Here is a 23,245-nt window from a genome sequence, read left to right on the forward strand (position 1 = left end):
ATTCCCTTTATGTTGAGATTTTGAGTTACTCAAAATAAAAGGCAGATGCAACCTTGTCAAACAACACATCCCATCACAAAATTTGGGACATTATCAAAGAATTTGATCTTCCGAGAAAATCTGTTACAAAATCTGATAGGTTTGGAAGATCACAAAAGGCGTTACCTGCTTGGGAAGTTTACGGAGAATTATATGGATCATCAAAAATTGTGTATCATACAGGAGAAAGAAAAACATTATATGAATCACAATCTTTGAAAATCGTTAGTGAATAACACAAGTCAAAAATTAGGCGGCTGGGCGAGGAACAGCCGCCTTTTTTTATGAGGAAAACAAAAAACCGGAGATTATGAGAAAACACCTCGTCAATGCTATTTATTAAGACTTGACTTTTTAATGAAGATGTGGTATAATAGGATTGTGTATAAATTTTTTACCAAGGAGATTTTGATTATGAGTATTCATTGGGATGTGAATCTGCATATTGAATGTCAGAATGTTGAAGATGCTGAAAAGTTATCCAATTATTTGAATGAAAATAATTGTGGTGAATTTGATGTTGAATTTCAAACTGGCGGTCTTTTAATAAGTGCTGATGGGGATGTACCTGTATGTAATGTTGATAAAGAGGTTTGGATCGGTTATCAAGCAAGCGGAAGAGATATTGGTTCAGATAATGTCTATGAGTTTTTTGCTGAATTGGATGAGATTGCTGAATCCGCAGGGGTATCTATTGTCAATGTAAAACTCTTTTATCTCTCTCAAGAAAATAATGGTTCATTTACATTTGTCAAAAAACTTTCTGATACCGCTTTTGATAAGTTTATCTCAGACTATATGGAAGATTATATAGATGAGGATGATGAAGAAGCCACTAAGGAAACTGAAGCCAATTTCAGAAAAGAATATGGATCAAAAATTTGGATGATCTTCTGTGGTGAAGAAGAACTTTCTGAGATCATTGAAAATGATGAAGAAGGTAGAACCTGTGAATGGGAATTTGAGGATGAAATCAGAGAATGGACAAATAAGATCATCAATGATTTTGAATTTCCGTGGGATGAAGGTTGTACTATGTGGATTGCCGCTTTGGATGAAGATGGTGAATATCTTTGGGATAATCAGTAAGGGAGCGGAAAATGAGTTTCATTGATTGGTGTGATGAAGAAGTAATATGGGAATGGAAGACAAATAAATTCTTCATCAAAGAGGATAAAAAAGAAGAAACTTTGAATTGGTTGAAAGCGTTGGAAATCGTTTTTAACGATGGGGATTTTTCTTTTGAATATCACCTTGATCCATATAATCAGTTGACTGTATGGGGTAAAGGGTATGAGTTCAGGATGGATGAAGAAGTCTATGATCCTGACAACGATGATGAAGTTCAGAAAGACATTGAGGAAATTGTAGAGGATCTCTTTGATCTTGACTATGATGATATTGAATCTGAATATTCAAAGGTCATCAAAGACAATGTTGAAGAGATTGTAGATGCTGTAACTGACTATATGGACAATATGACAGTTACAGACTTCCTGAAGAACAAAAAGATGAACATAGATGTTGAAAAAACAAAACTCAGTTCAGGCGATGTTCCGAAAATCTATGTTGAGAGTTTTCAGGATGGATGTTGGGATATGGAATTGAAATAACCGCTGAATGAGGTAAAGAAAATGGAACCAAAAAAATGTTTATTTTTCGTGGATTGTCCGAAAGAGCAGATGAAGTGTTATACTTCCTACTTCAAACCTAGACCGGATTTTGAAATCGCAATAGAGAAAATCAATTCTCTTTTTGAGGGAGATGAAGAGTGGTTGACCTATACCGAAGGGGATAATGGTACTATTCAACTTTCCTCGCAGTCAATAGATGCTTTTATAAAGGGAGATGAACTTTCGGAATTTGATGCGATGGATGATGTCGGTATTTTCAATTTCATCTATGACCAAGAAGTTGAAGAGGAAGATGAGGTATGGGATAGTGATGAATCCTATGCTGTGAATTTTGTTGAAAGTTTAATTGAGGACGATACTTCTTTTGGCTTCATTAAAGCGGTTGAGTATTTGAAAGCCATAGTAAAAGAAGATGAGGAAGCTGAAGAAATTGAAATCTTTGGAAACTCTGTTCAACACGGTACATATCATTGTAAGTTGGAAGACTAATAACCACCATCAATATAGGAGATTAAAAAGATGGCAGAAAAAAGAATCCGTAGAAGTCTGACTCAGATTGTTTTGGACAAAGTGGATGAAAAAGGTAAAGGTTTAGATCAGCGGTCATATTTAGCAATTCGTAAAAGAATTGAATCCGCTTTGAATGACCTTGAAGCCCTGATTAAAAAGGAAAACTCCACCAAGTTGACCAAAGGAAAAATCAGCAGACTTTCCAAGTTCAGTAAGGCGGAAATTGAAGAGTATCTGTCCACTCTGAAATAATCTGAATACAAAAAATCCCTCCATCATTGGGGGGATTTTTTTTGTGGTTAATTCTTAAAGAACCTTTTCTGATTCCTCATTTACAAACTTCAAACCATCAATAGATTTTTCGTAATTACGGCGGATGCGGTACGGAAATCCAAGATAGGTAATACTATCCTTGTAGTAATCTACATAAAAGTAATTTTCTTCATTTTCCGAAGTCAATTTACATTCACCTGAATCCGCCACCTCAAGAAGATATTCCTTCCCTGTTTCAGTAATAACAAAGGAAAGTTTTTTTCCACCATTGAGGATGAATTTGTCCATCCATTCTTGAAGTTCAGATTCCTTCATAAAAGTTTTACTCATATTCTATATCCTTTCTTTGTTTTTGATTTGTCCTGAGATCTCATATTCCAATATAACGATGAGGTATTGAAAGTAAACTCAAATTCAAAAAAATTGGAAAAATTATTCCACTTCGGCGGAGATGAGGTGTTTCCGAAAATCGAGTATATATAATATCAAAAACGGAGATCAGAAAACAAATGATTAAATGGTCACAAATTATTCCTCTTATCGGTCGGACTTCCCCTTGGTATGGAGAAAGTCTTTAACAATCAACCTCAATATGTAATTTCCTTTGATGGTTTTCAAAACAACGATCAACATTATATCAATCACCTGAGAAAAAACGGTTGGAAGGGTCAATACATCACGGTTGATAATTGTTCCAATAAAACTATCCCAGATACGGTAAACTACTCTCAAATTTCATCTATAGGTGAAGTAGATGTAGTCGGCTGTGTTGCTCCCTGTGCTGGGTTGAGTTCATTATCAACAACTTCAAAGGCGGATTCACCTGTAAATGATTGGATGTATAAATGTTCAAAATTTGTATTGGATAAGGTAAAACCAAAAATCTTTTGGGGAGAAAATTCAATCTTTTTAGCATCCAACAAAGGAAGACCTGTAGCAGACAATTTAGCCAAGATCGGCAGGGAATACGGATATACATTTTTAATTTACGCTACTGAAAACAAACTTCACGGAAATCCTCAGAAGAGACCAAGAACATTTTACTTTTACTTCAGAAATGATACATTCAAAGGAAAATGTCCAATATTAGATACACTTCCTTATGAATACCTTTCTGTTGAAGACCTGCTTTCAAAGGTTGAGAATAGACCAAATGATCCAATGAATATACCGATCAATAATCTCTCTTCCCCGGCGGATCATCCTTTTTACCAATACTTATATGAACACTATCAAGCGAAGAATCACCGTGATTTAGTTTTGAAGATCGCTCCAACTACTTTGAACAAAACTAATACACCTTCTATTATAGGTCAAACCGTTTTTATGAATGAGAAAAATCTTGATGGGTTATCTGATTGGTTTTTCCAAAGAGGGTATGAGAAGTGGGGAAAAAGAGTTTTAGCCATAAAGGAAAAATTCGCTATGGGTAAAGGTGCTTGGTTGAGAGGTCCACAAATTGATCGTGGATTCATCCCTGCTTTCGTTGGGGATCAAGTTATGTTTTTCATTCATCCTTACGAATGTAGATATTTGACTTTTAGAGAAGCTCTTTCAGTAATGGCTATGCCACAGGATTTTGAACTAATTGGAAACATTTACAGCAACCGTAACCACATCGCTCAGAATGTTTGTATGTCAACTTCAATGGTTATGTCAAAAGAGATTGAGAAAATACTCAACGGAACTAATAAAACAACATTAGATATTGATAATGAATATCTTATTCAGGATCACCGAAAGAAAGATCAAATATCAAAGATAAAATTTTAATTTTCCTTCAGGATCGGTTTACCGCCGATCCTTTAATGTTATAATATAATATAACCAATAACAATTAAATGAAAGGAAATTGAAAATGACTAATGAAATCGCAATGCTGATGCTTGAAGATGCGGATTTGGGAGTTCGTAAACTCAGTTTTGATTCTTATGAAGCAGGAATTAAATGGTATGCTGAAAACTTCGGTTACGATGTTGAAAAAGCCATCAATACTAAAGATTATATGGCACCTACTTGGTATGGAAGTTGGGATCACATCCGGGGGTTCATTGATGAACGGAAAGAAAATAAAGAATACTTCTGGGAGATGGTTTACTGCTGTGCGGAAGGTTGCGAATCCGCTGTTGATTTTTGGGATTCTTTGAGTGGTTGTTTTTCCGAGATCGTTATTGAAGGTAATCCTTGGATTGAAGATGAAGAATAATTAAAATAATCATCAATCCATATCTGTTTACAGGTATGGATTTTTTTTTGTGAAAAAATTTCAAAAATATTAAAATAACAAAGAAAAATTTATATTCATTTATATAAATAGTTTTGTTAACAAAAACGGCTCACATTCGGAGTAGCTACCAATGGACAGCCGAAACCTTACCGCGGTTGCCGTTTTTATTTTATTGGTAAGGAAATAAGGTAAGGATAAAATGATTATAAATGAACAATTAAAACAATTTGTTGTTGAATTATCTAAACAACATTCTCCATTCAAAAGACAAAACGATAACCAAAAATATCAATCAAAGTATGTTGAAATATTTGAATTGATTTTCTCCAAACTTTCCGATCTTGAAAGTTCCGTACAAATCCATAGAGATAATTTCCAAGATACATATCGTAATTATAAAGATGTTTTGAATGATCTTTATAATGATTGTTTGATTTACTTTTATACTTCAAAGTCCGGGTCTTTAATCCACGGAAATCAAGGATTCTCAGACAAGAATAAAGGAGATTATTCAAAATCTTTTTCTTCATTTTATAAATTAGATTCAATAACAATAGAACAATATAAAACAAATAATTATATAAAAACAAATAGAATAAAACAATATAAAAAGAAATTAAAACAGTATATTAAACAAATAAATGTTACACCAAATTTTTCAGCGGAAGAAAAACACCACACAGAAAACAAATGGTATAATCATTTGACAAACTCAGAAGGAAAACAGGTTATGGAAGAATTACCACATTATGGACAATATACAGATGGAAGAATCTATTCAAAATTCCACACAATGAAAAGAGAGATCAGAAAGACACTCAAACTTTGCGGATCATCCATCACAGAGGTATTTGATATATCTCATTGCTATCCTACATTGATTGGAGTCCTCATTGAAGGACATTTGAAGGATGAAACCGTTGAATCCTATAGAAAATACATTATGGAGAACGACATCTATACGGATGCTTTGAAAGAGACCAATTTACCGATCACCAAAGAAAACCGAGATAGAATTAAACCATACTTCAACAAATTCATATTATCCACCATAAGAGATAATAAAAGAAATCTCAAATGGGAAGATGAAAACAATGATCCAATATTATTCTCCGGCGTGGTAAATTTCTTCAGAAACTGAAGATATGCTGAAGAAAACATACCTCATAAAAGACAATGTGGGGATCGTTCCAACCTTCGCTTTAATTGACCGTCAGGGACACAGAACCAAAGAAGTTCAATACTTTGCGGAAAAGACTTCAAATGTGATGATGTATCAAGGAACTTCAATGACCACCGCCACTTGGAGAATGTCAGATAACAATAGAAGATTGATCCTTGGTGCGGCTAAACATTGGCAGAGTGTTTTGATCTATCAACTTTATACTCAAAAGAAGCGAAAAGAAAACTATCTGTATTTCCATCCTGAAACAACCGATGATGTTATAAAACAGATCGTTTGTGTTAAACCTGATCCCACTAAAAAGTTTGGCGATTCACCTGAAAATTGGCAACCTGAAGGTGGTGCTGTCCACGACTGGTTTGATGTTATTAAAATGGCGTATTTAGCGGTTGACTTCGCTATTCAAACAATGTCCAAAAAGAGGTGGCGATTCTGTCAATCTCCATCCTTGAGAAGACGATGGGAAAGTTCAACCAAAGCGGAAAATGAGATCAAAAGAGTTACCGCCACAGAACTTATAGATGATGAAAGATCAAATTGGTTTAAGCAATAAAAATAAATAGATTTAACATAAAAAGAGATTAAAGATGATCAAGTTTACAAAAGGATTTAACTTTAGATATAGAGTGAAGACCAATACATCCAAGTTGATTATCAAAGGTGATTATGTAAAATACACCTGTGAAAACATTGTTTCCTCAGAGGATGGTTATTACATTTCCGAACCTGCGGATGAGACTAAAAAATGGGAAGTTGGATCATTCAAATATCAGATACTAAATGATGACGGAGTTGAGGATTCAGGGGATATTGAAATATTACCTAATTACGCTTTAATGGATGAAGGTGAATCTGTTAGATCACATTGGGAAGTTGTTTTAGAAGCGGTTGAAAATACATTGGCAGGTAAAGCAACCCAAGCCCAGACCAATATATCTGTAGGTGATAAGTCAATCGGTTATATGTCCGTTACTGAATTACTTGAATTAAGAGAGTTTGCTAAAGAAAAAATTGCTGAAGAAAAAGGAAAGTTTACCTCTGGAAAAGGTGGTAAAATCCTTCATAAATGGGTAATGAGGTAACTATAATGAAACTATTAAACATATTCAAAAAAGAACCTGAAAAGAAGAAACAAAGAGGATTCAAAGGAGCGTTGAAAACTCGCTTTACCAACTGGCTTTTGAACTCCTTTACAAAGATCAATGTTGATACAAAATATGAGTTCAAACAACTGATCTCAAGGGTAAGAGATTTGTCCAAAAATAATGAGGTGTTCAGATCTCATTTGAACAACCTTGAGAAGTCTATTATTGGGAAACAAGGTTTCCGTCTTCAATCATTGGTTAAAAGTGATTCAGGTGAATTGAACACCGCTGTAAATGATGAACTTGAATTAGCGTGGTATGACTTCGGTAAAAGATCAAACGGTTATATAACTAAATGTCGGATTGTTTGGAGATCGTGATTTTGATGCTCTTATCCTTAGAACATTCATCATAGACGGTGAGGTGTTTATAAGGATCATCAAAGATTCCAAAAATCCCTATGGGATTTCATTCAAACTCATTGATTCACTCTGTATTGACTTTGAGAAAAACCGTCCTTCATCCAATTATGAGAACGCTATTGTCGCAGGGATTGAAATTGACAAAGATTACCGCCCGGTCAGATACTATTACAAAGAAGGCGATACAGATAATTACGCTACAGGTCAAACCGAGATCATCCCTGCCGATCAAATAATCCACATCTATAAAAAAGAGTTCATTGGTCAAGTTAGAGGTTTTTCAGAAATCTGTGCTTCTATTGATTCATTGAAACAACTTGATGATTACGCTATTGCTGAACTCTTCGCCGCTAAAATTGCCGCCTGTCAAAATGTATTCTATGAAAGAACTGGTAATACTGCCGGTGATTGGATGGATCAGGAAGAAGGTGAAGACAAAGGTGAATTTTTATCCGCTATGAGTCCCGGAGAATCTTCTATTGTTCCAAAGGGATATACAGTAAAATCAATCTCCCCCAATCATCCTAATACAAACTTCTCAGGATTTGTCAAAGCGATAGTCAAAAGAATAGCATCTTCCGTTGGTGTTTCATATAACCGTTTAGCCCACGATTACGAAGCGGTAAACTACTCATCATTGAGAGAAGCATCCATAGATGAAGCGAAAACATATTCAAACATCCAACAATTCTTTGTGGATAATTGGAAAACCTTTGAATATGAACTCTTCCTGAAGTCATATCTAATGAATTTTGATACTTCATTAAAACCATCCAAACTTAAAGACTATCTCAATTACAATTTCATCTGCCGTAAAGACGGTTTATTTGACCCTGCCAAAGAAATTATTGCTGTTGAAAGAAGATTAAAATTAGGTCTTTCAAATCCAATTATTGAATTGGAATCTATGGGGTATGATCCTGAAGAGGTAGTTCAGGGCTGGGTAAGATGGAATGAATTATTGAAGACCCACAATATTACATTCAAGGATGATGGAGAGAGTTTACCTTTGGATGCGGTAAACCAATTCAACGAAGAATCAAGTCATCCTGAGGATGAATAAAGAAGAAAATATAAATAGAAATAAAATCAATTATGGTAACTATGAATAAGACAAATATAAGAAGTTTAAGCATTGACAATGTTACTGAAAATGATTCAGCAAACAAATTGGTTTTTTCTTGTGCTTCACCTGCTCCTTATACAAGAGAAATGGATGATCTTGTTTACAATGAAGTATTGGAAATCTCCGATTCTTCAATAGACTTCACCCGACTTGTAGATCAAAGATCACCATTGTTGTTTGAACACGATATGGAAAGACAGATTGGTGTGGTTGATAAAGCATGGATTGAGAATGAAAAACTCTATGTTGCTGTTCGCTTTTCAAAGTCAAAATTTGCTCAAGAAATATTGACCGATATTAAAGATGATATTCGTAGAAATGTTTCAATCGGGTACATCATAAATGATTATCAAATGATAGAAAATAAAGCAGATATTCCCACAATGCTTGTAAAGAACTTCACTATTTACGAGGTCAGCATTGTGAGTACACCTGCCGATCCCTTTGTTGGAATAAATAGAAACTTAAAAATAGGATTAAAAACAATGGAAAATGAAGAATTACAACCTCAGGAAGAAATTGTAGAAACTGAAACAAAATCTGAAGAGGTAAAAGAAGAAACTCAGGAAATTGTTGAAGAAAAAGCAGAAGAAACAATTACTGAAGAAACTCAAGAGGAAGTTGTTGAAGAACCTATTAAAGATGAAGAAATTACTGATGAAGCTGATGAGATCAGAGCCGCAGGTGAATTAGCAGGTGAAGAAGAATTAGCCGAAGAATGTATTAAAGGTAAAAAATCTTTAGAGGACTTCAAAAACTTAGTGAAATCAAAAAGAAATATAAATAGTAATAAAAATGATAAAAAGGATATCCAAATGAAAAAGTATTTTTCAATTTCAAAGGCAATTCGTAACGCCTGTTCTCAATACAAAGGTGATGTTTCAAAGGATTTTGAAACACAGATTATTGCTGATAATAAAAGAGCATTCGGTATTGGCGAAGAATACGATATTGTTGTTTCCCGTAGAGCATTAGCTCCAACCGCTACTAATGGTCAAGAACTTATCGCAGGTGAATATTTACCTCAGGAATTTACCCCCGCTTTACGCCCTGCAACCGCTTTAAGCAAAACTGGTTATCGTTTAATTCCTTCAACTGGTCACGCTGTTTCATTCGCTGTTGTTACTCAGGGTGCTAAGGCTCAAATGTATTCCTTAGATGGTGAATTAGCAGATGGCGATCTCAAGTTTGCTAACAAAGAACTCAAACCTCGTAAGGGTGGTGTTTGTGTTCCAATTCCATATTCATTACTTTTACAGGCTCGTCCTGAAATTGATGCTATGGTTTCCGATGATGTTGTTAAAGCCCTTGATGAGTTAAAAGATGAAATGGCTTTAATCGGTTCAGGTGAAAACAATGAACCAACTGGTATCGCTAAAACAGCCGGTGTCAATACTATGGGTGTTGATGAAATCTTTACTTGGGAAGGTGTTTGTAAAGCAGAAAAACTTATCCGTGATTCCAATGATATGACAGAAACTCTCTTCTGGGTTATGAACTCAACCAACTATAACAAATTCAAAACCACATTAAAAGATGATGTTGCTGGTGCTGAATACCTCTTAGAAGATGGTAAAATCAATGGTTACGAAGCAGTTATTAACAACGCTTTAGATGACAATACTGTTATCTTAGGTAACTTTGATGAATTAGTTATCACTCCTTTTGATGGAATTATGTTAAAGGTTGACGATATAACTTTCGTTAAGAAAGGTGCAGTTCAGGTCATCGCTACTGAAGCATTTGATACTTTAGTTCGCAGACCAAAATCATTTACTGTTACCACAGCATAATCAATATTTGAAAAAAATACAAGGCGGTTTAATTACCGCCTTTTTTGTATCAAAAATAAATAGAAATAAAAGGATATGTCAATTATGAACGCTTTTCAAAAAATGATGGAAGACATTTATAAGTGTGATGATTTTTTAGAAGATTGTTTAATAGGGAATACTCCTTATAAGTGTATAACTTCTCCAATAGTTGATAATGTTTCTTTTTCTGAAGTTGGTGCTGTAGATGAAGAGAATTTTACTCTTGATATAAAACTTCCTGTAAGAAAAAATCCAAAACAAAATGACAAGGTAAAATTCAGAGATAAATGGTATAAGATCGGATTCATTGAAACGGATTCCGCAAACACTTCAATAAAGATTCATATTATCGCTTTATCAAAGGGTATTGGATAATGGCTAATATTCCTAAAGGACTTAAAGCAAACTCATCACGATCTATTAAATTTGATTGGGACACAGATGAGTTTGAAAAAAATCTTGAAGAGGTTAGAACTGAACTTCAGAAAGATACCAAGTCAATTCTAATCAGAAACGCTCCAAAGTTCGTTGAAGCGGCTTCAAAATATACTCCACCAACATTAGGTAAAAATACCATTGACAAAACACGATATGAAAGACCTGTTTTAGTTTTGTCAAGATTGGTCAATGGTGGTTATTCTGATTTCAAACCAACTCAAGAAGACATTGCTCAACTCAGAAAGAAAATGGTCTATAAAGTATTGAATACCAAGACCGGAGTTAAAAAGGGGACAGCATACGCTTATTGTAAAACAAAAGGTCAAGCCAAAAAACTTTCTAAGATACAAACAAGAGGTCTAGCAAGGGTGATGTGGGGTAAGAAACTAGAATCTATTGGATCAAAGACCCCCAATTCCATTCTTCGTTTAATGAAGAAATCACCTGCTATCGCTACAATGAATTACTCCACTCAATCGGTGATAAATAGCAATGATGAAACATCTTTGATCTTTGAAAACAACGCTAAGTTTATTGAAAGAATTGCTAGGTTGGGAAAAGAACAAGGATTCAAAAAGATTATGAACGCCATTATGAAAGACTTAAAAAAGATGGTGGCTAAAGATAAAGAGGTATAAAATGAAAGAAAAAGAGATTGTGAGTTATCTTATAAAATCCTTCAAAACGATTGAAAACACATCAGTAATAGCATCCTATGAGTTTCAGGATGAAAGAACTGACAATATGATCGTTATTGGGATCACAAATACAACTCAAGTGAATGTTGGTTTACCTGATTATAAGTATGATTTGGAAATCACCGTTGATTGTTTTATTGCGGATGACAACACAGGTAATGAGTTTAATAGAATATCTGAGGAAACTGAGAAAGTTTTATATCCATACCTTAATGGAAAAAATCCCAATTACACCGCTTTGTTTGGGGACATTCCTATAGTCGGTATTCTGTTTGATGGAAGTGATTTTTCAATTACCGCTGAGAGTAATAGAACAACCTTCCGTTATTCACTTTTCGCATCGTTTCCGATTAAATAATAAATAGAAATAAAAGTTATAAAAAGGATTTTTACTATGTCAGATACAAATTCAAGAGTTTTCGGAGTAACATCTGATGTTTCAGGGTTAGCCGCAGGTCTTATCGCTAATTCATTAACCTTCAACAAATCAGTTGAAAGTGCTGAAGCCCGTAATGAAAAAGGTGAAATTATTGATATTGCTGCTTATTCAAAACAAGAAACCGTTGATGTAAATGGTGTCTTTGTTGGATCAGGAGTTGAACCCGGTACAGTTGTTACTATCGGGGATAAGGATTATTTGGTTACAAGTTCAACCAAAACTGAAAGTAATACCGCTTTCCAAGAAGGTTCAATTCAGGCTCGTGCTGCTGATAATGCTACTTTACATCCAATTACTGAAGTTCAAGGCGAATAAAGAAATAATACTTAACACAGGGGACAAATTTAGTCCCCTTTTTTAATGAGGAAAACAAAAATGTATTTTAAGACTTTACCCAAAAATATTCAAACTGCTATATTAAAGTTGACTAAAGATGAGGAATTTCAAAGAAGATTCAGAACTGATAAAATCCTTGATGAAATTGATGAGATGAAGGAAAATCTCGATGAGGAATACCAATCATTTTTGGCCTTGATGAATAAAAAGATCAAACTCAAAGATCGTGAAGTATTTTTACTTACCCCTGCAATGTGGACATTTCTCTATATATGTCAATCCCCATTTACAGATAGTTCTAAGACACCTTCTACTTCCGATGTGGATATTTTTATGTATATTCTTGATAATGGATTGGAAGAAATGGACACAGTTGAACTGTTTATGAAGTCTATAGACTATTGTAAGAGGTCTGAGATTGATCTAAATACCGCCGTGGATATTATACTACTTTCAATAAAGATAGCCTTCAGACCTCTCAAACTCTTTCCAAGGATGGGTGGAAACAATTCAAAACCAATTTATGATTGTGATTGGATCACCTGTTTGATTTCAAAAGTTCACGCTGTTACCGGCTATTCTCCCGACTACATAATGAAGGAACTTTCCTTGACTTCCGCCTGCTATTACTTCGCTCAACATAGAAGACTTTTAGGTGATGATACGATTTACAAAAGAACTGATGAAGAGATCCTTCTACTTCAAGATGACAGATGTTGTGAATTGATTTGTTATCGTTTAATTGAACTCAATGTATTCCCTGCGGAAGAAAAAGCGAAGTGGAAAAAAGAAATGATGACATTACCCAATAATAAATAGAAATAAAATACATTGATGAGGTGAAAAATTGTCAATAAAAGCAAAAATATCTTTAGACTCATCTGAATTAAAGAAGGGATTGAACTCTGCTGAACAGTCTGTAAAAAAGACTGGACAGGAGATGTCAAATGCTACTAAAAAACTTGATAATTTTGGTGATAATGCTGATCGTGCGGTTCGTGCTATTGATTCAGTTGGTGGGGCGTTAGGTCAAGCATCCACAGGTATATCAGGCTTGGCAGGTGATTTAATTGATTTGGTAAAAAATCCTATGTCAGCGGCAATAGCGGCAATCACAGCGTTGGTTGCTGTTGGTGTAAAGTTATGGGATAAATTAACTATGAGTGCTGAAGAGTATGCTCAAAAAGCATCCTTTGAATTTGAACAGGCTCAGAAAAAGTTTTCCGATTTAACTAATGAACAAAAAGAAGATACTGGTTATTTGGATAGATTAAAACAAATATCTCAGGAAGAAAACATAAGTAATGCTGTAAAAGCAGAAGCGATTTCAATTATTCAATCCTTAACCGATAGATACGGTGATCTTGGTATTTCCATTGATTTGACCACCGGGAAGATCATTGGATTAGAGCAGGGGATGACTAAGGCTAATCAAAGGATGCTTGAGTTTTCCAAAGAAGCCAAAAAACTTGAATTGAATAAAGCAGAAAATGTTGCTGATTCAAAGATCGGTTTAATATCCAAAGGAAAAAGATTGAACTCAGGTTTTACCCCTGCTGATTTTGGTGGAAAATCTTTTGGAACAAGTATGGCTCATAGATGGGCTGGATATGATGTATCAAATAAAGGTGGAATAGAAGATTTAGCCACATCATTTTTGAGTTCAAATAAAATCAAAGATATGGCTAAACAGGTCTTAGATTTAAGAGAAAAAATGAAGGAAACTAATGATCCTGAAGCCTTAAAGATTCTTCAAGCCAAAGAAGACGGAATGAAAAGACTCATCCGCTTACAACTCAAATTAGAAGTTGCTGAAAAAATGGCTTCACAAACCGCCGGAGATGCTGAATTATCCCAAAAATGGAGAGATGCTTCCCTTGCTATTCAAGAACTCATATTGAAACAAAAAGAGTACAATAATTTAACAAGAGAAGGTGATAAAACAGGTACAATTTCCCCTGAAGAAATCGCTAATCATACCGCAAAAGTTTCTAAAACTCAAAGTGATACTGAAGCCCAAAGACAAAGACAAAAACAATATTCTGAAGATGCTGATACTTTAAGAGAAAATCAAAGAATTGAGGATGTTTCAGGTGGGGATAAACTCAAAAAAGTTGAACAAAAAATAAAGGTGGTTGCTGATCTTAAAATAGAATCCCAAAACACATTGAAGGACTTGGAACAAAAATTAGTACCAGTTCAGCAAAAGATCAATGATTTGTTGAAGAAACAAAAAGACGGTGTAATTACTCCTGAAGAGACTAAAGAGTTACTTAGTTTAACTGAAGAAAGTGCTAATCTCAACCTCAAGATTGAAACTTGTAAAGCCAATATCAAAAAGCATGAATTAGAAGAAATTAAACTCGCTCAGGAAAAGGATGCTATTGAGAAAGAAAGAAAAAAATACATAGATGATATGGTATCCGCTTTGGATAATGAATCAAGTATCTTATCTCTTAGATTAAAAGGTCTTGATGAAGAAGCCGCAAAACTTGAATTGATAAACCAACTCAAGGGTAAAGGTATTGAATTATCCAATGAAGACCTTCAGAAAATAATGGATAAGAAAAAAGCCCTTGGCGGATTAAAATTACAGGACTATTTTCAAAATCAAAATGAATCCTTAGATATTCAAGAGAAGAAGGCGAATGGGCAGGGAAAAGAGGCTCTTAGATTAGAAATTTTAAGAAATGCTGAAAAAATCAAAGGTGGAAAATTAACGGAAGAAGAAATAAAAAACGCTGAAAGACTTGCTGATAGACAATGGAAGTTACAAAATAGAAGCGGAAAAAGTGAATCAAATGGTTACAAACAAACATTGAACATCCGTGGTGAATTGACTAATGATTTAGCCCGAAGAGGTGGATTTACCAGTTCTGTTGTTTCTGATCCAATGAGATCAATCAATCAGCAGTTATTACAAATTCAAAAATCTCAGAACAACATTTTATCAAACATCAATGGTAAAATGGATAGTATAGGAGTTATAAGATAATGAGCGAAAACATATCAAAAAAGTATCAGGGATTTTCAAAATCCATTGATAAAAATGGGAAATATACCACAGAAAAATACATTGGAACAAAAGATCAATGTGAAACATTTGCGGAAGATTATACTATTGGTGATATAAGCGATTATGGAACATTGAGATCAGTAAAAATAGAACAAGATGATGGTATTTTTTGGATCGTAACCTTAGAATGGTCAACCGAAAAGGACGATGATCGGAAATGAATCTCCTGAAGGTTCATCCTATGGACCAAAATATTCTACTTTAACGGTTAGAATGATGGCCATGCCGCTTGAGAATAAAAAAGGATATAAAACTAATTGGAACTATCATTTAGCCGCTAAAAAAGGTACTTCAACCGTTCCTAGTTGGTGGTCAAGTACAAAAGAATTAACGCTATCAGATGCTGATGCTGACAAATACCGTTGGATAAGAGAACCTGGGGAAATTCCTGAGGGATGGAAAATCATCAAAAAGAAGACCAAACCGGGTGTAGAATGTTGGCAGTTGCCGATCTATGAACTTACTGAAAATTCAAAACATAGTTCATCAAAATCAGCAGGGTGGGCGGTTGCTCAAAAATCAGGAAAAATATCAAAACCAAAGAATGGTGATTTTAATATAACTTCCAAACTTGGCGGAAATTGGTTATGTGAAGGTGGAACAGTTCAATACGATGGTAAAAATTGGATTGCTTCTTGTAGTTACGCCCACGCTCCTAAAGGTTGGGATAGAGATTTATATGATGAGGATTGATTATGAGTTGTTTTCCAAGAAAACCCCAGAGAGGGGACAAGGCGTTACAAGCATTGTATGACTCCGTTTGTCAGATTATAGATTTTCTACCATCCCTTGAGGTCAGAGGTGATTCTAGCACTATCAAAGTAAGTTCATTAAGAGGTGGTAAGATTATTGAAGCGATCAGACAGACTTCAGGATCTCAATCCGCAGGTTATACCTATGATGGTCCATTCGCTTTTACCTATGATGATAATGGTTCATTGATAATTAAAGAAGGATTCCTCAGTAGAAATGGTGAACTTGTTGTAGTTCCTGAAAAGAATATGGGAAAACCTGAAAATTTATCTGAAGGTTTCATTTGTGTCTTTGATGAATTAACCGCCAATGGTTCTAATGCTTTCAAATGGAAAGACCCTGAAATAAAGATCGTAAAAAAAGATGAGATTGACAATAGATGTTATCCTTTAGGGGAAGTTTCAATAGACAAAGAATCCAAAGCGAAAGCGATAAAATGTTTCGCTACACCTGTTGCTATACTCTTAATTGGAAAAGATTGTATTATTGAGGAGAAAAAATAATGGCTGGGTTCATTTGGAGATCAAAAGAAAGCGGGGAATTAGTTATTCCAACTCCTGCGAAAATGTTCCTTGTAACCTCAGAATGTCCCTGCTGTGAAATGAAAGTAATTGGACAACAAATTTTAATTGGTAAAAATGCCAACAAAGACAATCATTCTGATAGATGTGTTGAAGGTCGTTCGGATCATCCTTATAGATGGAATTTGAAAGAGTTTTGGGGTGATGGTGTAGGGGTACCCTTTGGAATGTGGTTAATTAGAGATGTTGGAAGTTCAAGGTGGAAAAATCCAACTAATGGTTGTAGTGGATCAACCTATGGATATGGACCAATAGATTGTAATGGTAAACTTTGGGGTCTTCCTCAATGGTTTCAAACAGGTTATAGTTATGATGGACATATGCAACTATTACAAGCGTGTTTGAAAGACAATGGAAGTTTTTATACATCGTGTGGAAGTTTAACAACTCTTACTAATAGTTATAGTCCATTTACCCTACAAAATAATGGAAATTACATAACTTATTTGAGTAATCAAATTCCTGACAGCAATACAACATCAACAGGTTTTTTTGAAGGAGAAAAAAATGTTTAATATCAATGAATATTCACATATGCCATTTATCGCTTACGATGAAAACGGTCAACCAAAACAATTTTGTTGTTTGAAAGTAAATGATAAGTGGAAGATCCATCACTTTGAAGATGGGATATGGAAAAGACTTTATACAGGTCTTCCAGAGGATGCTACAGAATGTTCGCCTACCGCCGAGTGGACAATAGACGGTTGGAGGGTTTCATTCATTGGAGGGCGGATTTGATGAGAATTTGAACTACTTTTTATATGAGAAGATCGGTCTTGGAGATTCTGAACCGCTTTTGACCATACCTGCTAAAGTCGGGTATCTTTGGAAATATAGACTTGTGTATGCTGATCCTAAAACTTCAATAATGGTTTATGATGATTCAACAAGGTATGAAATGGTTTTATCCGATGAGATTGAATTTCTATACAGAGTAAGTTATTCTCCGGATTGTCCCGATCTTATGTTGATCTCAGGTCAAAAGAAAAACGGTGAACTATTTTCTATCGCTCATCACACAGGATTGGACAAATGTTTTGAAGTGATTGCTGACGGTTTACCTGCTTATAAAGCGGCTACCTTTGGAAGTAAAGTTTTTTATGCTACAAAACAACCTGAGGAAGATTTTGAACAAAGAAAAATCGTTCAGGCTACTACCGTTGAGTGGAGAGAAGTTCCGAACGATCTTTACATAAAAGATATTATAATGAGTGAAAATAAAGATTATCACAATGAGGAATTTGAGTTATGAGTTGTAATTGTCACGGAAAAAGTCGGAATCGCTGTAAAACAGGTTTCGCCATATTCACAATGTACTGTATGTGCTAAAAAACACATTGTAAAAGCGTGGAATCTTTTCAATGAATTTACCTATACCAACGATAATTTAGATGTTATTACAGGTCAGTTGAGGTTGGCGGCGGATCATCTTATGTGGAGTTATAAAGAGACCGCTTTATTAGCAAGGGATTTAGCAGTTACCATTGAAGAGGTCAAATTTGATGAGATCGGGGATAAGTGGGATGTTCTATTGAATATGATAAGATCAAATTTTGTTACGGATCACCCTGAAGTCAGGGAAAGACAAAAACATCTGAACTTAGAGAAAAAATAAATAGAAATAAAGATTTAAGGTAAGATTTTATGAGTGACAAAATTTTATATTACAATATTGATACAGGTAAATTGATTAACTCTAATGGTAGTCAATTATCCGCAAAACCAACCATCTCATATCAAGCAGAACCAACTTGGGAAATACGCTTTGTAACTGTTGATATTGAAAATGCTGAAGTCGTTCCCGTCAATCTTTCAAAAGGTGTCGCTTGGAAAGCGGCTGTAGATACTGATTTTGATGTAAATACAGTTCCAATGATGAGGACATTAGATGACGGTATTGATAACAGTAATGGAGATCAAGGTGTTATATTATGAAAATTCCTTTCTGTATATCGGGTTAAAACGTTTCCACACCGGGCGCTTCATCGAGCAGCCTGGCGATGGCTTCGGCCGGATCGGATGCCGGTGCGGCCGGTGCGGGAGCGGGGGCCGGCACTCCCGGTCCCGGGGTCAGGTCGAGCTTGAAAAAGCGGGGCGACTGTTCGCGCAGCTCTTTCATGAAAGCATCGGCGGCTTCGCCGGAATCCGGTTCGATACCGGCTTTTCCGCAGAGATACTCCAGGTAGTCGCGGTCGGCAAAGTTGTGTTTTTCGGCGAGCCGGTCGACCTGGCTGCGGAAGCGCAGGCGGTTCAGCTCCTGCCGGGCGGCGTCGCGTTCGGAGCCGGCGGTTTCAGCCTGTTTGCGGAGAGCGGCCAGTTCGGTTTCGAACTTTCGTTTCAGCCGTTCCTGCTCCGGCAGCGACCGGTTTTCAGTTTCGGCCAACTGCGCTTCCAGAAGTTTAAGGCGTTCGGCAAGCTCGGCGTTACGCGCCTCAAGTTCGCCGCTGCCGCCGCCGGGGCGGCACGATTTGACGAATTCGATTTCGCGTTCGTCAAGCTCGCCGCCCGAGGCGGCTTTTCTGATGAGTTCCATCAGGTCCATCGGGTGGTCTCCTTTCCAAATGGTTCGTGGATCGTTGACGCCGCGGGCCGTTCCCGTCTGACCGGCCGCGCGTCATACTGGGAAATTTTGTCAACCTTTTGGAAAATCGGAGTTGCAAACGCGGAGACGCCTGTTATATTGCAGATAAGTTCCAAAGGGGAAGAGGGAGGTGTCCGATGTTCTGTTATCGATGCGGCAAAGCGAATGAGGACGACAACCGCTTTTGCAAGTATTGCGGTACAATGATCAGACCGCCGGCAGTGGTGGTGCCGGAGGATTTGAACTACTTCCCGCCAAATCCGGACGCATTGTGGGCGTATTATCTGGGGATAGCTTCGCTGCTCTGCGGCATTACCGGCATTCCGGCGATTGTCATGGGAATCCGGGGCCTCAGGTATGCGAAGCTGCATCCGGAAGCGCGCGGCGAAGTGCACGCGTGGGTGGGAATTATCGGCGGCGCCCTGACTGTCCTGTGTGTATTCATGCTTATTATTGGAGTGGTGATCAGCGCCTGCCTTTAACGCACGGAGCTGCTTGCCTGTTTTTGTCGGTATGCGGACCTGAAAAAAGGAGAAAGAAAAATGTTTTGTCCCAAATGCGGAAAAGAACTTCCGGCAGGAACTGCGGTATGCCCGTCCTGCGGAGGAAACGCCGGGAGCATCCAGCCGGTGAAGATCAACTCAGGTTTGATCGGTGCAATCATCGTGACGGTATGCTGTTGCCTGCCGTTCGGCATCGTCGCGATTGTTTATGCGGCCAAAGTGCCCGGCCTGGCTGCCGCCGGACAGATCGTGGAAGCGCAGGAAGCCGCCTCAAAGTCGAAAATGTGGTCCTGGATCGGTTTTGGTATCGGCCTGGTCGTGATTCTGCTCAATATTATTTTGCAGGTTGCAGCAAGCTGACGCGGAAGGCTGGGAATTGCGTTCCGACATTTCCCGCATCTCCCGGACAAATCAGGCGAAGTTTTCGCGGGCGAACGCGATCTTTTCCGCGCAGGTCGGATGCGCCCCGGCGGGCAGAGATTCAACCAGCCGGAGGCGGGCAAGCAGGCCGTGGCCGTTGGCGATCTGGATCGCGAGGCCGGGGCGGGCGTTGAGTTCGAGCAGCAGCGGCCCGCGCTGCCGGTCGGTCGCGATATCCGCCCCGAAATAGCCCAGCGGAGTCATTTCGGCACAGCGGGCCGCAAGGTTGAGGTGTTCCTCCCAGTGCGGCACATGCAGCTCCGAAAACGCCGCTCCGGTATCGGGATGGTGGGTGATCGCCCGATTGTGCTGGGCGGCAAAAAGCGGATGGCCGTCGCGAATGCTCAGGCCGACGCCGACCGCCCCCTGATGGAGATTGGCGCGGCCATCGGATTCCTTCGTCGCAAGCCGGATCATCGCCATCACCGGATAGCCCCGGAACACGATCAGCCGCACATCCGGCACACCCTGATAGCTGAACCGGCTGTAGACATCCGAGAAATCGATGCAGCGCTCGAACAGCGCGTAATCCACCTGTCCGCCGAGGCTGTAGAGTCCGCTCAGGATATTGGAGATATGTTCATAGATCAGCCCGTAGTCGCAGACGGTTCCGTTGGGCTTGTAAAAATTGACTCCGTCGTGGCGGGTAAAGACCAGAATGCCGCGCCCGCCGCTGCCGTGGCCCGGCTTGATCACGAAATCCGGCACGTTTTCGACCAGTTGCCGGAACCCCTTGACCTGATACTGATACGCGATGCTGCCGATCAGGCCGGCGGTGGAGACGTTGTAACGGATCGCCAGCTCCTTGGTGCGGAGCTTGTCGTCCACGTCCGGATAGTCGGCGCGGCGGTTGTAGCGCATGATATAGGCGTGGTTGCGCTGGTTCATGCCGAGCACGCCCGCCTCCCGCAACCGGCGCGGCGACACGATCGGAGGAAGTTTCAGGCTGAATTTCATTGCTTCACCAGCGGTTGAAAACGCATCAGCTCGGTGAAGCGGTAGCCGGTGTAGGTGCCGAGCAGCAGAATCACGCCGAGGATAATCAGGTTCAGTTCCGAAAAAGTATAGAGCAGATATTGCAGATAGCCGCTCGCCAGCACCAGATAACTGACCGTCGCGGTCGCAAGGCTGGCGGCCAGCTGCTTCAACGTGGTCACCGCGCCGTCCTCCTCCCACGTGGTCGAGGCGCGTTCGATGGTCCACGCGATGATGATCAGCGGGAAGAACGCGACTCCCATGAAGTCGGGCAGTTCCAGCAGGTTCGCGCCGATGCTGATCGCCTGCATCAGCAGAATCACCACCACCACGACCGCGGATATTCGCGGCACCATCAGCAGATTGAGCCTCGTCAGCCAGGCCCGGATCGCCAGCCCGATGGTCAGGATCAGCAGGAAGCTGATCAGGCCGGGCAGCAGCTTCATCTCAAGGAACGCCATCGCGATCAGCACCGGCATGAAAGTTCCCATGGTCTGGATGCCGACCACATTGCGGGTCACCACGATCAGCAGGATCGCCAGCGGCAGCAGTGCAAGGCGCTTGAACAGATTCTGCTGCGACGCGGGCAGCGAAAACAGCGTGAAGCCGCCGAGGTCGTGCTCGCCGATGATGTCGGCGCGGAGGCGGTTCAGCCGCTCCGCCCCGGCGGGAACACGGGTTACAGAGAAGCGGATCGAGGAATTCTTTGCCCCGGAGACCTCAAACAGCGAACTGTCCTTGCGCTGCAGTACCAGGAAATGCTCCGGCAGCCCCGGCTTGCCGGTGTTGGGCTGAAACACGTGCCAGTCGTTGTCATACCAGACATCGAGAAACAGCGTCGGCTGCTGCTGGATCTTGCTTTCGTTGAGAAAGATGCCGCGCAGCGGACGGGCGGGCCAGCCGCGTTCGGCGAGAATCGCGATCGCCGCTTCAACGGTGCCGGCGACGCCTGACTGCCGGGTGAAAGGCTGGCGTTCGACGGCGGAAGCGGTGCCGAGCGCGCGCAGCAGGGCGGTGACGAGGGCGGCCGGAGCGAGTTTGTTTTCCGGGTCGATGGCAGCGAGCATCGCTTTGCGGGCGGCGGCGACCTCATTCGGCAACAGCTTGGAATCGACCGGCGGCGGCGCTGCCGGAGCCTCCGCGACCGGGGCGCGCGGAATCAGCCGGAACCGGTATGAAACGGTCTGGCGGCCGGAGCGGGGCGGCAGTTCGAGCACGGCGCGACGCAGCCCGTTCTGCAGTTCAGTCCGGAATTGTTTTTCGCCGCCGGAGATCGGATCGACGCTGTAGCCGGAGGTCCGGCGGTTCGGCAGCGAGATGGAGATCCGGATCTCCTTGCCCGGCTCGGGATCGAATGACACCGAAGCATCCGCCCGGTAGAAGAAACCTGCCCGGTTGTCCAGCGAAAAGTCGAAGTAGCGCAATTTCACGAAAAAGATCGCGGCAGCCAGCAGGAACAGGATGCCGACCAGCCAGTAAAGCAGGCGGCGGTGACGGTTGTGTTCGGACATGGAAGGTTTCCTTAATTACAGGGTATTGTGGCGCGACGGATCGACGGCGGCCAGCCCGCTGATCACATTGCGGCCCAGCAGCACCGGATATTCGAATTTTTCACGGTCGGCAAGGGTGAATTCCCGTTCCAGCGTCAGGTGGCCGATCCGGAAGGTCAGCATCACCGAGAGCCGGGTGGTGGATTCCGCTTCATGCCGCTTGATCTGGACGGTGCGCGCGACCGGCAGCTCATAGTTCCGTTTCTCCTGCGAAGTCCGGTTGACCACCAGGAACCGGACCCACTTCTTGCCGTCGCGCTCGAAAGTGCGGACCTCGCGGGCATCGATGGAGCTGGTGGTCGCGCCGGTGTCGATCCGCGCCTCGAAAGGAGCCTTGAAACCGTCCAGATAAACCGCCTCGGTTTCGCCGATGATGCCGAGCGGCAGGTCGGTGACCGCCGCCGGACGCGGCGGAGCCTCCGGGACGCCGGAAACGGCTTCACGGCAGCCGGAAAGCGTGAACAGGACAACGGACAGCAGCAACAAAAGGACCAGGTTCATATAGTACTCCATGAAATAGAAAAAGAACACCGCAATTTCCTGTATATAAAATAGCGGTGTTCTGCTTATTTGTCAATC

Annotated in this window: 32 protein-coding genes; 27 read left to right on the plus strand and 5 right to left on the minus strand. The window is 39.9% G+C overall.

Annotated features, from left to right (window positions below):
- Positions 1–453: 453 nt before the first annotated feature.
- The 4 genes from C8D82_RS05370 to C8D82_RS20540 are packed head-to-tail and all read left to right on the plus strand — an operon-like array spanning position 454 to position 2,435.
- Positions 454–1,128 carry a hypothetical protein gene (locus C8D82_RS05370; RefSeq protein WP_133245063.1) on the plus strand — a complete coding sequence of 225 codons (675 nt, stop codon included), beginning with the start codon at positions 454–456 and terminating at the stop codon, positions 1,126–1,128.
- 11 nt (positions 1,129–1,139) lie between these two features.
- Entirely contained in the window at positions 1,140–1,652 is a 513-nt protein-coding gene (locus tag C8D82_RS05375; protein WP_116883254.1) for a hypothetical protein, read from the plus strand.
- Positions 1,653–1,673: 21 nt separating this feature from the next.
- The gene (locus tag C8D82_RS05380) at positions 1,674–2,162 is read left to right on the plus strand and encodes a hypothetical protein (protein WP_116883255.1); all 489 of its coding nucleotides are present in this window, start codon (positions 1,674–1,676) and stop codon (positions 2,160–2,162) included.
- A gap of 30 nt (positions 2,163–2,192) precedes the next feature.
- Positions 2,193–2,435: a hypothetical protein gene (locus C8D82_RS20540; RefSeq protein WP_133245064.1), complete on the plus strand. Its 243-nt coding sequence runs from the start codon at positions 2,193–2,195 to the stop codon at positions 2,433–2,435.
- A 54-nt stretch (positions 2,436–2,489) separates the two neighbouring features.
- On the opposite strand, the gene C8D82_RS05385 is transcribed toward C8D82_RS20540, so the two are convergent.
- On the minus strand, positions 2,490–2,786 hold the full coding sequence (locus tag C8D82_RS05385; protein WP_116883256.1) for a hypothetical protein: 297 nt from the start codon (positions 2,784–2,786) through the stop codon (positions 2,490–2,492).
- Between the two features lie 231 nt (positions 2,787–3,017).
- Between C8D82_RS05385 and C8D82_RS05390 the strand changes: the two genes are divergently transcribed.
- The 21 genes from C8D82_RS05390 (at position 3,018) to C8D82_RS20600 (ending at position 18,572) form a co-directional block, all read left to right on the plus strand.
- Complete coding sequence (locus C8D82_RS05390) at positions 3,018–4,229, plus strand: DNA cytosine methyltransferase (protein ID WP_116883257.1); 1,212 nt, start codon at positions 3,018–3,020, stop codon at positions 4,227–4,229.
- Between the two features lie 85 nt (positions 4,230–4,314).
- On the plus strand, positions 4,315–4,662 hold the full coding sequence (locus C8D82_RS05395; protein WP_116883258.1) for a hypothetical protein: 348 nt from the start codon (positions 4,315–4,317) through the stop codon (positions 4,660–4,662).
- 220 nt (positions 4,663–4,882) lie between these two features.
- Positions 4,883–5,824, plus strand: coding sequence for a hypothetical protein (locus C8D82_RS20545; RefSeq protein ID WP_133245065.1), 942 nt, complete (start codon positions 4,883–4,885; stop codon positions 5,822–5,824).
- A gap of 4 nt (positions 5,825–5,828) precedes the next feature.
- Complete coding sequence (locus tag C8D82_RS05405; protein WP_116883260.1) at positions 5,829–6,419, plus strand: terminase gpA endonuclease subunit; 591 nt, start codon at positions 5,829–5,831, stop codon at positions 6,417–6,419.
- A gap of 34 nt (positions 6,420–6,453) precedes the next feature.
- A complete protein-coding gene (locus C8D82_RS20550; RefSeq protein WP_133245066.1) occupies positions 6,454–6,948 on the plus strand; it encodes a hypothetical protein in 495 nt (164 codons plus the stop codon).
- A gap of 5 nt (positions 6,949–6,953) precedes the next feature.
- Positions 6,954–7,331 (plus strand): phage portal protein, encoded by a 378-nt coding sequence (locus C8D82_RS22085; RefSeq protein ID WP_165832842.1) that lies wholly within the window; start codon positions 6,954–6,956, stop codon positions 7,329–7,331.
- A complete protein-coding gene (locus C8D82_RS05415) occupies positions 7,315–8,436 on the plus strand; it encodes a phage portal protein (RefSeq protein ID WP_116883262.1) in 1,122 nt (373 codons plus the stop codon). The genes C8D82_RS22085 and C8D82_RS05415 overlap by 17 nt, the downstream gene beginning before the upstream one ends.
- Positions 8,437–8,477: 41 nt before the next feature.
- The gene (locus C8D82_RS05420; RefSeq protein ID WP_165832843.1) at positions 8,478–10,292 is read left to right on the plus strand and encodes a phage major capsid protein; all 1,815 of its coding nucleotides are present in this window, start codon (positions 8,478–8,480) and stop codon (positions 10,290–10,292) included.
- Between the two features lie 84 nt (positions 10,293–10,376).
- Positions 10,377–10,688, plus strand: a complete 312-nt coding sequence (locus C8D82_RS20555; RefSeq protein ID WP_133245067.1) for a hypothetical protein — start codon at positions 10,377–10,379, stop codon at positions 10,686–10,688.
- A complete protein-coding gene (locus C8D82_RS20560; protein ID WP_133245068.1) occupies positions 10,688–11,389 on the plus strand; it encodes a hypothetical protein in 702 nt (233 codons plus the stop codon). The genes C8D82_RS20555 and C8D82_RS20560 overlap by 1 nt, the downstream gene beginning before the upstream one ends.
- A gap of 1 nt (position 11,390) precedes the next feature.
- A complete protein-coding gene (locus C8D82_RS05430) occupies positions 11,391–11,807 on the plus strand; it encodes a hypothetical protein (RefSeq protein ID WP_116883265.1) in 417 nt (138 codons plus the stop codon).
- A gap of 36 nt (positions 11,808–11,843) precedes the next feature.
- Positions 11,844–12,203 carry a hypothetical protein gene (locus tag C8D82_RS20565; protein WP_133245069.1) on the plus strand — a complete coding sequence of 120 codons (360 nt, stop codon included), beginning with the start codon at positions 11,844–11,846 and terminating at the stop codon, positions 12,201–12,203.
- 60 nt (positions 12,204–12,263) lie between these two features.
- Positions 12,264–13,043 carry a hypothetical protein gene (locus C8D82_RS05440; RefSeq protein ID WP_116883267.1) on the plus strand — a complete coding sequence of 260 codons (780 nt, stop codon included), beginning with the start codon at positions 12,264–12,266 and terminating at the stop codon, positions 13,041–13,043.
- A 28-nt stretch (positions 13,044–13,071) separates the two neighbouring features.
- The gene (locus C8D82_RS05445) at positions 13,072–15,219 is read left to right on the plus strand and encodes a hypothetical protein (RefSeq protein WP_133245070.1); all 2,148 of its coding nucleotides are present in this window, start codon (positions 13,072–13,074) and stop codon (positions 15,217–15,219) included.
- A complete protein-coding gene (locus C8D82_RS20570; RefSeq protein ID WP_133245071.1) occupies positions 15,219–15,461 on the plus strand; it encodes a hypothetical protein in 243 nt (80 codons plus the stop codon). Before C8D82_RS05445 ends, C8D82_RS20570 begins: the two co-directional genes overlap by 1 nt.
- On the plus strand, positions 15,448–15,993 hold the full coding sequence (locus C8D82_RS20575; protein WP_133245072.1) for a hypothetical protein: 546 nt from the start codon (positions 15,448–15,450) through the stop codon (positions 15,991–15,993). The genes C8D82_RS20570 and C8D82_RS20575 overlap by 14 nt, the downstream gene beginning before the upstream one ends.
- A 2-nt stretch (positions 15,994–15,995) precedes the next feature.
- A complete protein-coding gene (locus C8D82_RS20580) occupies positions 15,996–16,556 on the plus strand; it encodes a hypothetical protein (protein WP_133245073.1) in 561 nt (186 codons plus the stop codon).
- Positions 16,556–17,149 (plus strand): hypothetical protein, encoded by a 594-nt coding sequence (locus C8D82_RS20585; protein WP_133245074.1) that lies wholly within the window; start codon positions 16,556–16,558, stop codon positions 17,147–17,149. Before C8D82_RS20580 ends, C8D82_RS20585 begins: the two co-directional genes overlap by 1 nt.
- Entirely contained in the window at positions 17,142–17,375 is a 234-nt protein-coding gene (locus tag C8D82_RS20590) for a hypothetical protein (RefSeq protein ID WP_133245075.1), read from the plus strand. The genes C8D82_RS20585 and C8D82_RS20590 overlap by 8 nt, the downstream gene beginning before the upstream one ends.
- 7 nt (positions 17,376–17,382) lie before the next feature.
- Positions 17,383–17,889, plus strand: coding sequence for a hypothetical protein (locus C8D82_RS20595; protein WP_133245076.1), 507 nt, complete (start codon positions 17,383–17,385; stop codon positions 17,887–17,889).
- 392 nt (positions 17,890–18,281) lie between these two features.
- Positions 18,282–18,572 carry a hypothetical protein gene (locus C8D82_RS20600; RefSeq protein ID WP_133245077.1) on the plus strand — a complete coding sequence of 97 codons (291 nt, stop codon included), beginning with the start codon at positions 18,282–18,284 and terminating at the stop codon, positions 18,570–18,572.
- 22 nt (positions 18,573–18,594) lie between these two features.
- Here the strand turns inward: C8D82_RS20600 and C8D82_RS05460 are convergent, their stop codons facing one another.
- Positions 18,595–19,179, minus strand: a complete 585-nt coding sequence (locus tag C8D82_RS05460) for a phage scaffolding protein (protein ID WP_116883271.1) — start codon at positions 19,177–19,179, stop codon at positions 18,595–18,597.
- Between the two features lie 176 nt (positions 19,180–19,355).
- On the opposite strand from C8D82_RS05460, the gene C8D82_RS05465 reads away from it, so the two are divergent.
- Together C8D82_RS05465 and C8D82_RS05470 are read left to right on the plus strand one after the other, a co-directional pair.
- Entirely contained in the window at positions 19,356–19,700 is a 345-nt protein-coding gene (locus C8D82_RS05465) for a DUF4190 domain-containing protein (RefSeq protein ID WP_116883272.1), read from the plus strand.
- Positions 19,701–19,760: 60 nt separating this feature from the next.
- Complete coding sequence (locus C8D82_RS05470; RefSeq protein ID WP_116883273.1) at positions 19,761–20,081, plus strand: CD225/dispanin family protein; 321 nt, start codon at positions 19,761–19,763, stop codon at positions 20,079–20,081.
- Positions 20,082–20,132: 51 nt separating this feature from the next.
- Here C8D82_RS05470 and C8D82_RS05475 read toward each other — a convergent pair whose 3' ends face one another.
- The 3 genes from C8D82_RS05475 to C8D82_RS05485 are packed head-to-tail and all read right to left on the minus strand — an operon-like array spanning position 20,133 to position 23,167.
- On the minus strand, positions 20,133–21,098 hold the full coding sequence (locus C8D82_RS05475; protein WP_116883274.1) for an alpha-L-glutamate ligase-like protein: 966 nt from the start codon (positions 21,096–21,098) through the stop codon (positions 20,133–20,135).
- Positions 21,095–22,627 (minus strand): 7TM domain-containing protein, encoded by a 1,533-nt coding sequence (locus tag C8D82_RS05480; protein WP_116883275.1) that lies wholly within the window; start codon positions 22,625–22,627, stop codon positions 21,095–21,097. Before C8D82_RS05480 ends, C8D82_RS05475 begins: the two co-directional genes overlap by 4 nt.
- Positions 22,628–22,642: 15 nt before the next feature.
- Positions 22,643–23,167 (minus strand): ATP-dependent zinc protease family protein, encoded by a 525-nt coding sequence (locus C8D82_RS05485; RefSeq protein ID WP_165832844.1) that lies wholly within the window; start codon positions 23,165–23,167, stop codon positions 22,643–22,645.
- Positions 23,168–23,245: the final 78 nt, after the last annotated feature.

It is taken from the genome of Victivallis vadensis, assembly GCF_003096415.1.
GTDB classification, from domain to species: Bacteria; Verrucomicrobiota; Lentisphaeria; order Victivallales; family Victivallaceae; genus Victivallis; species Victivallis vadensis.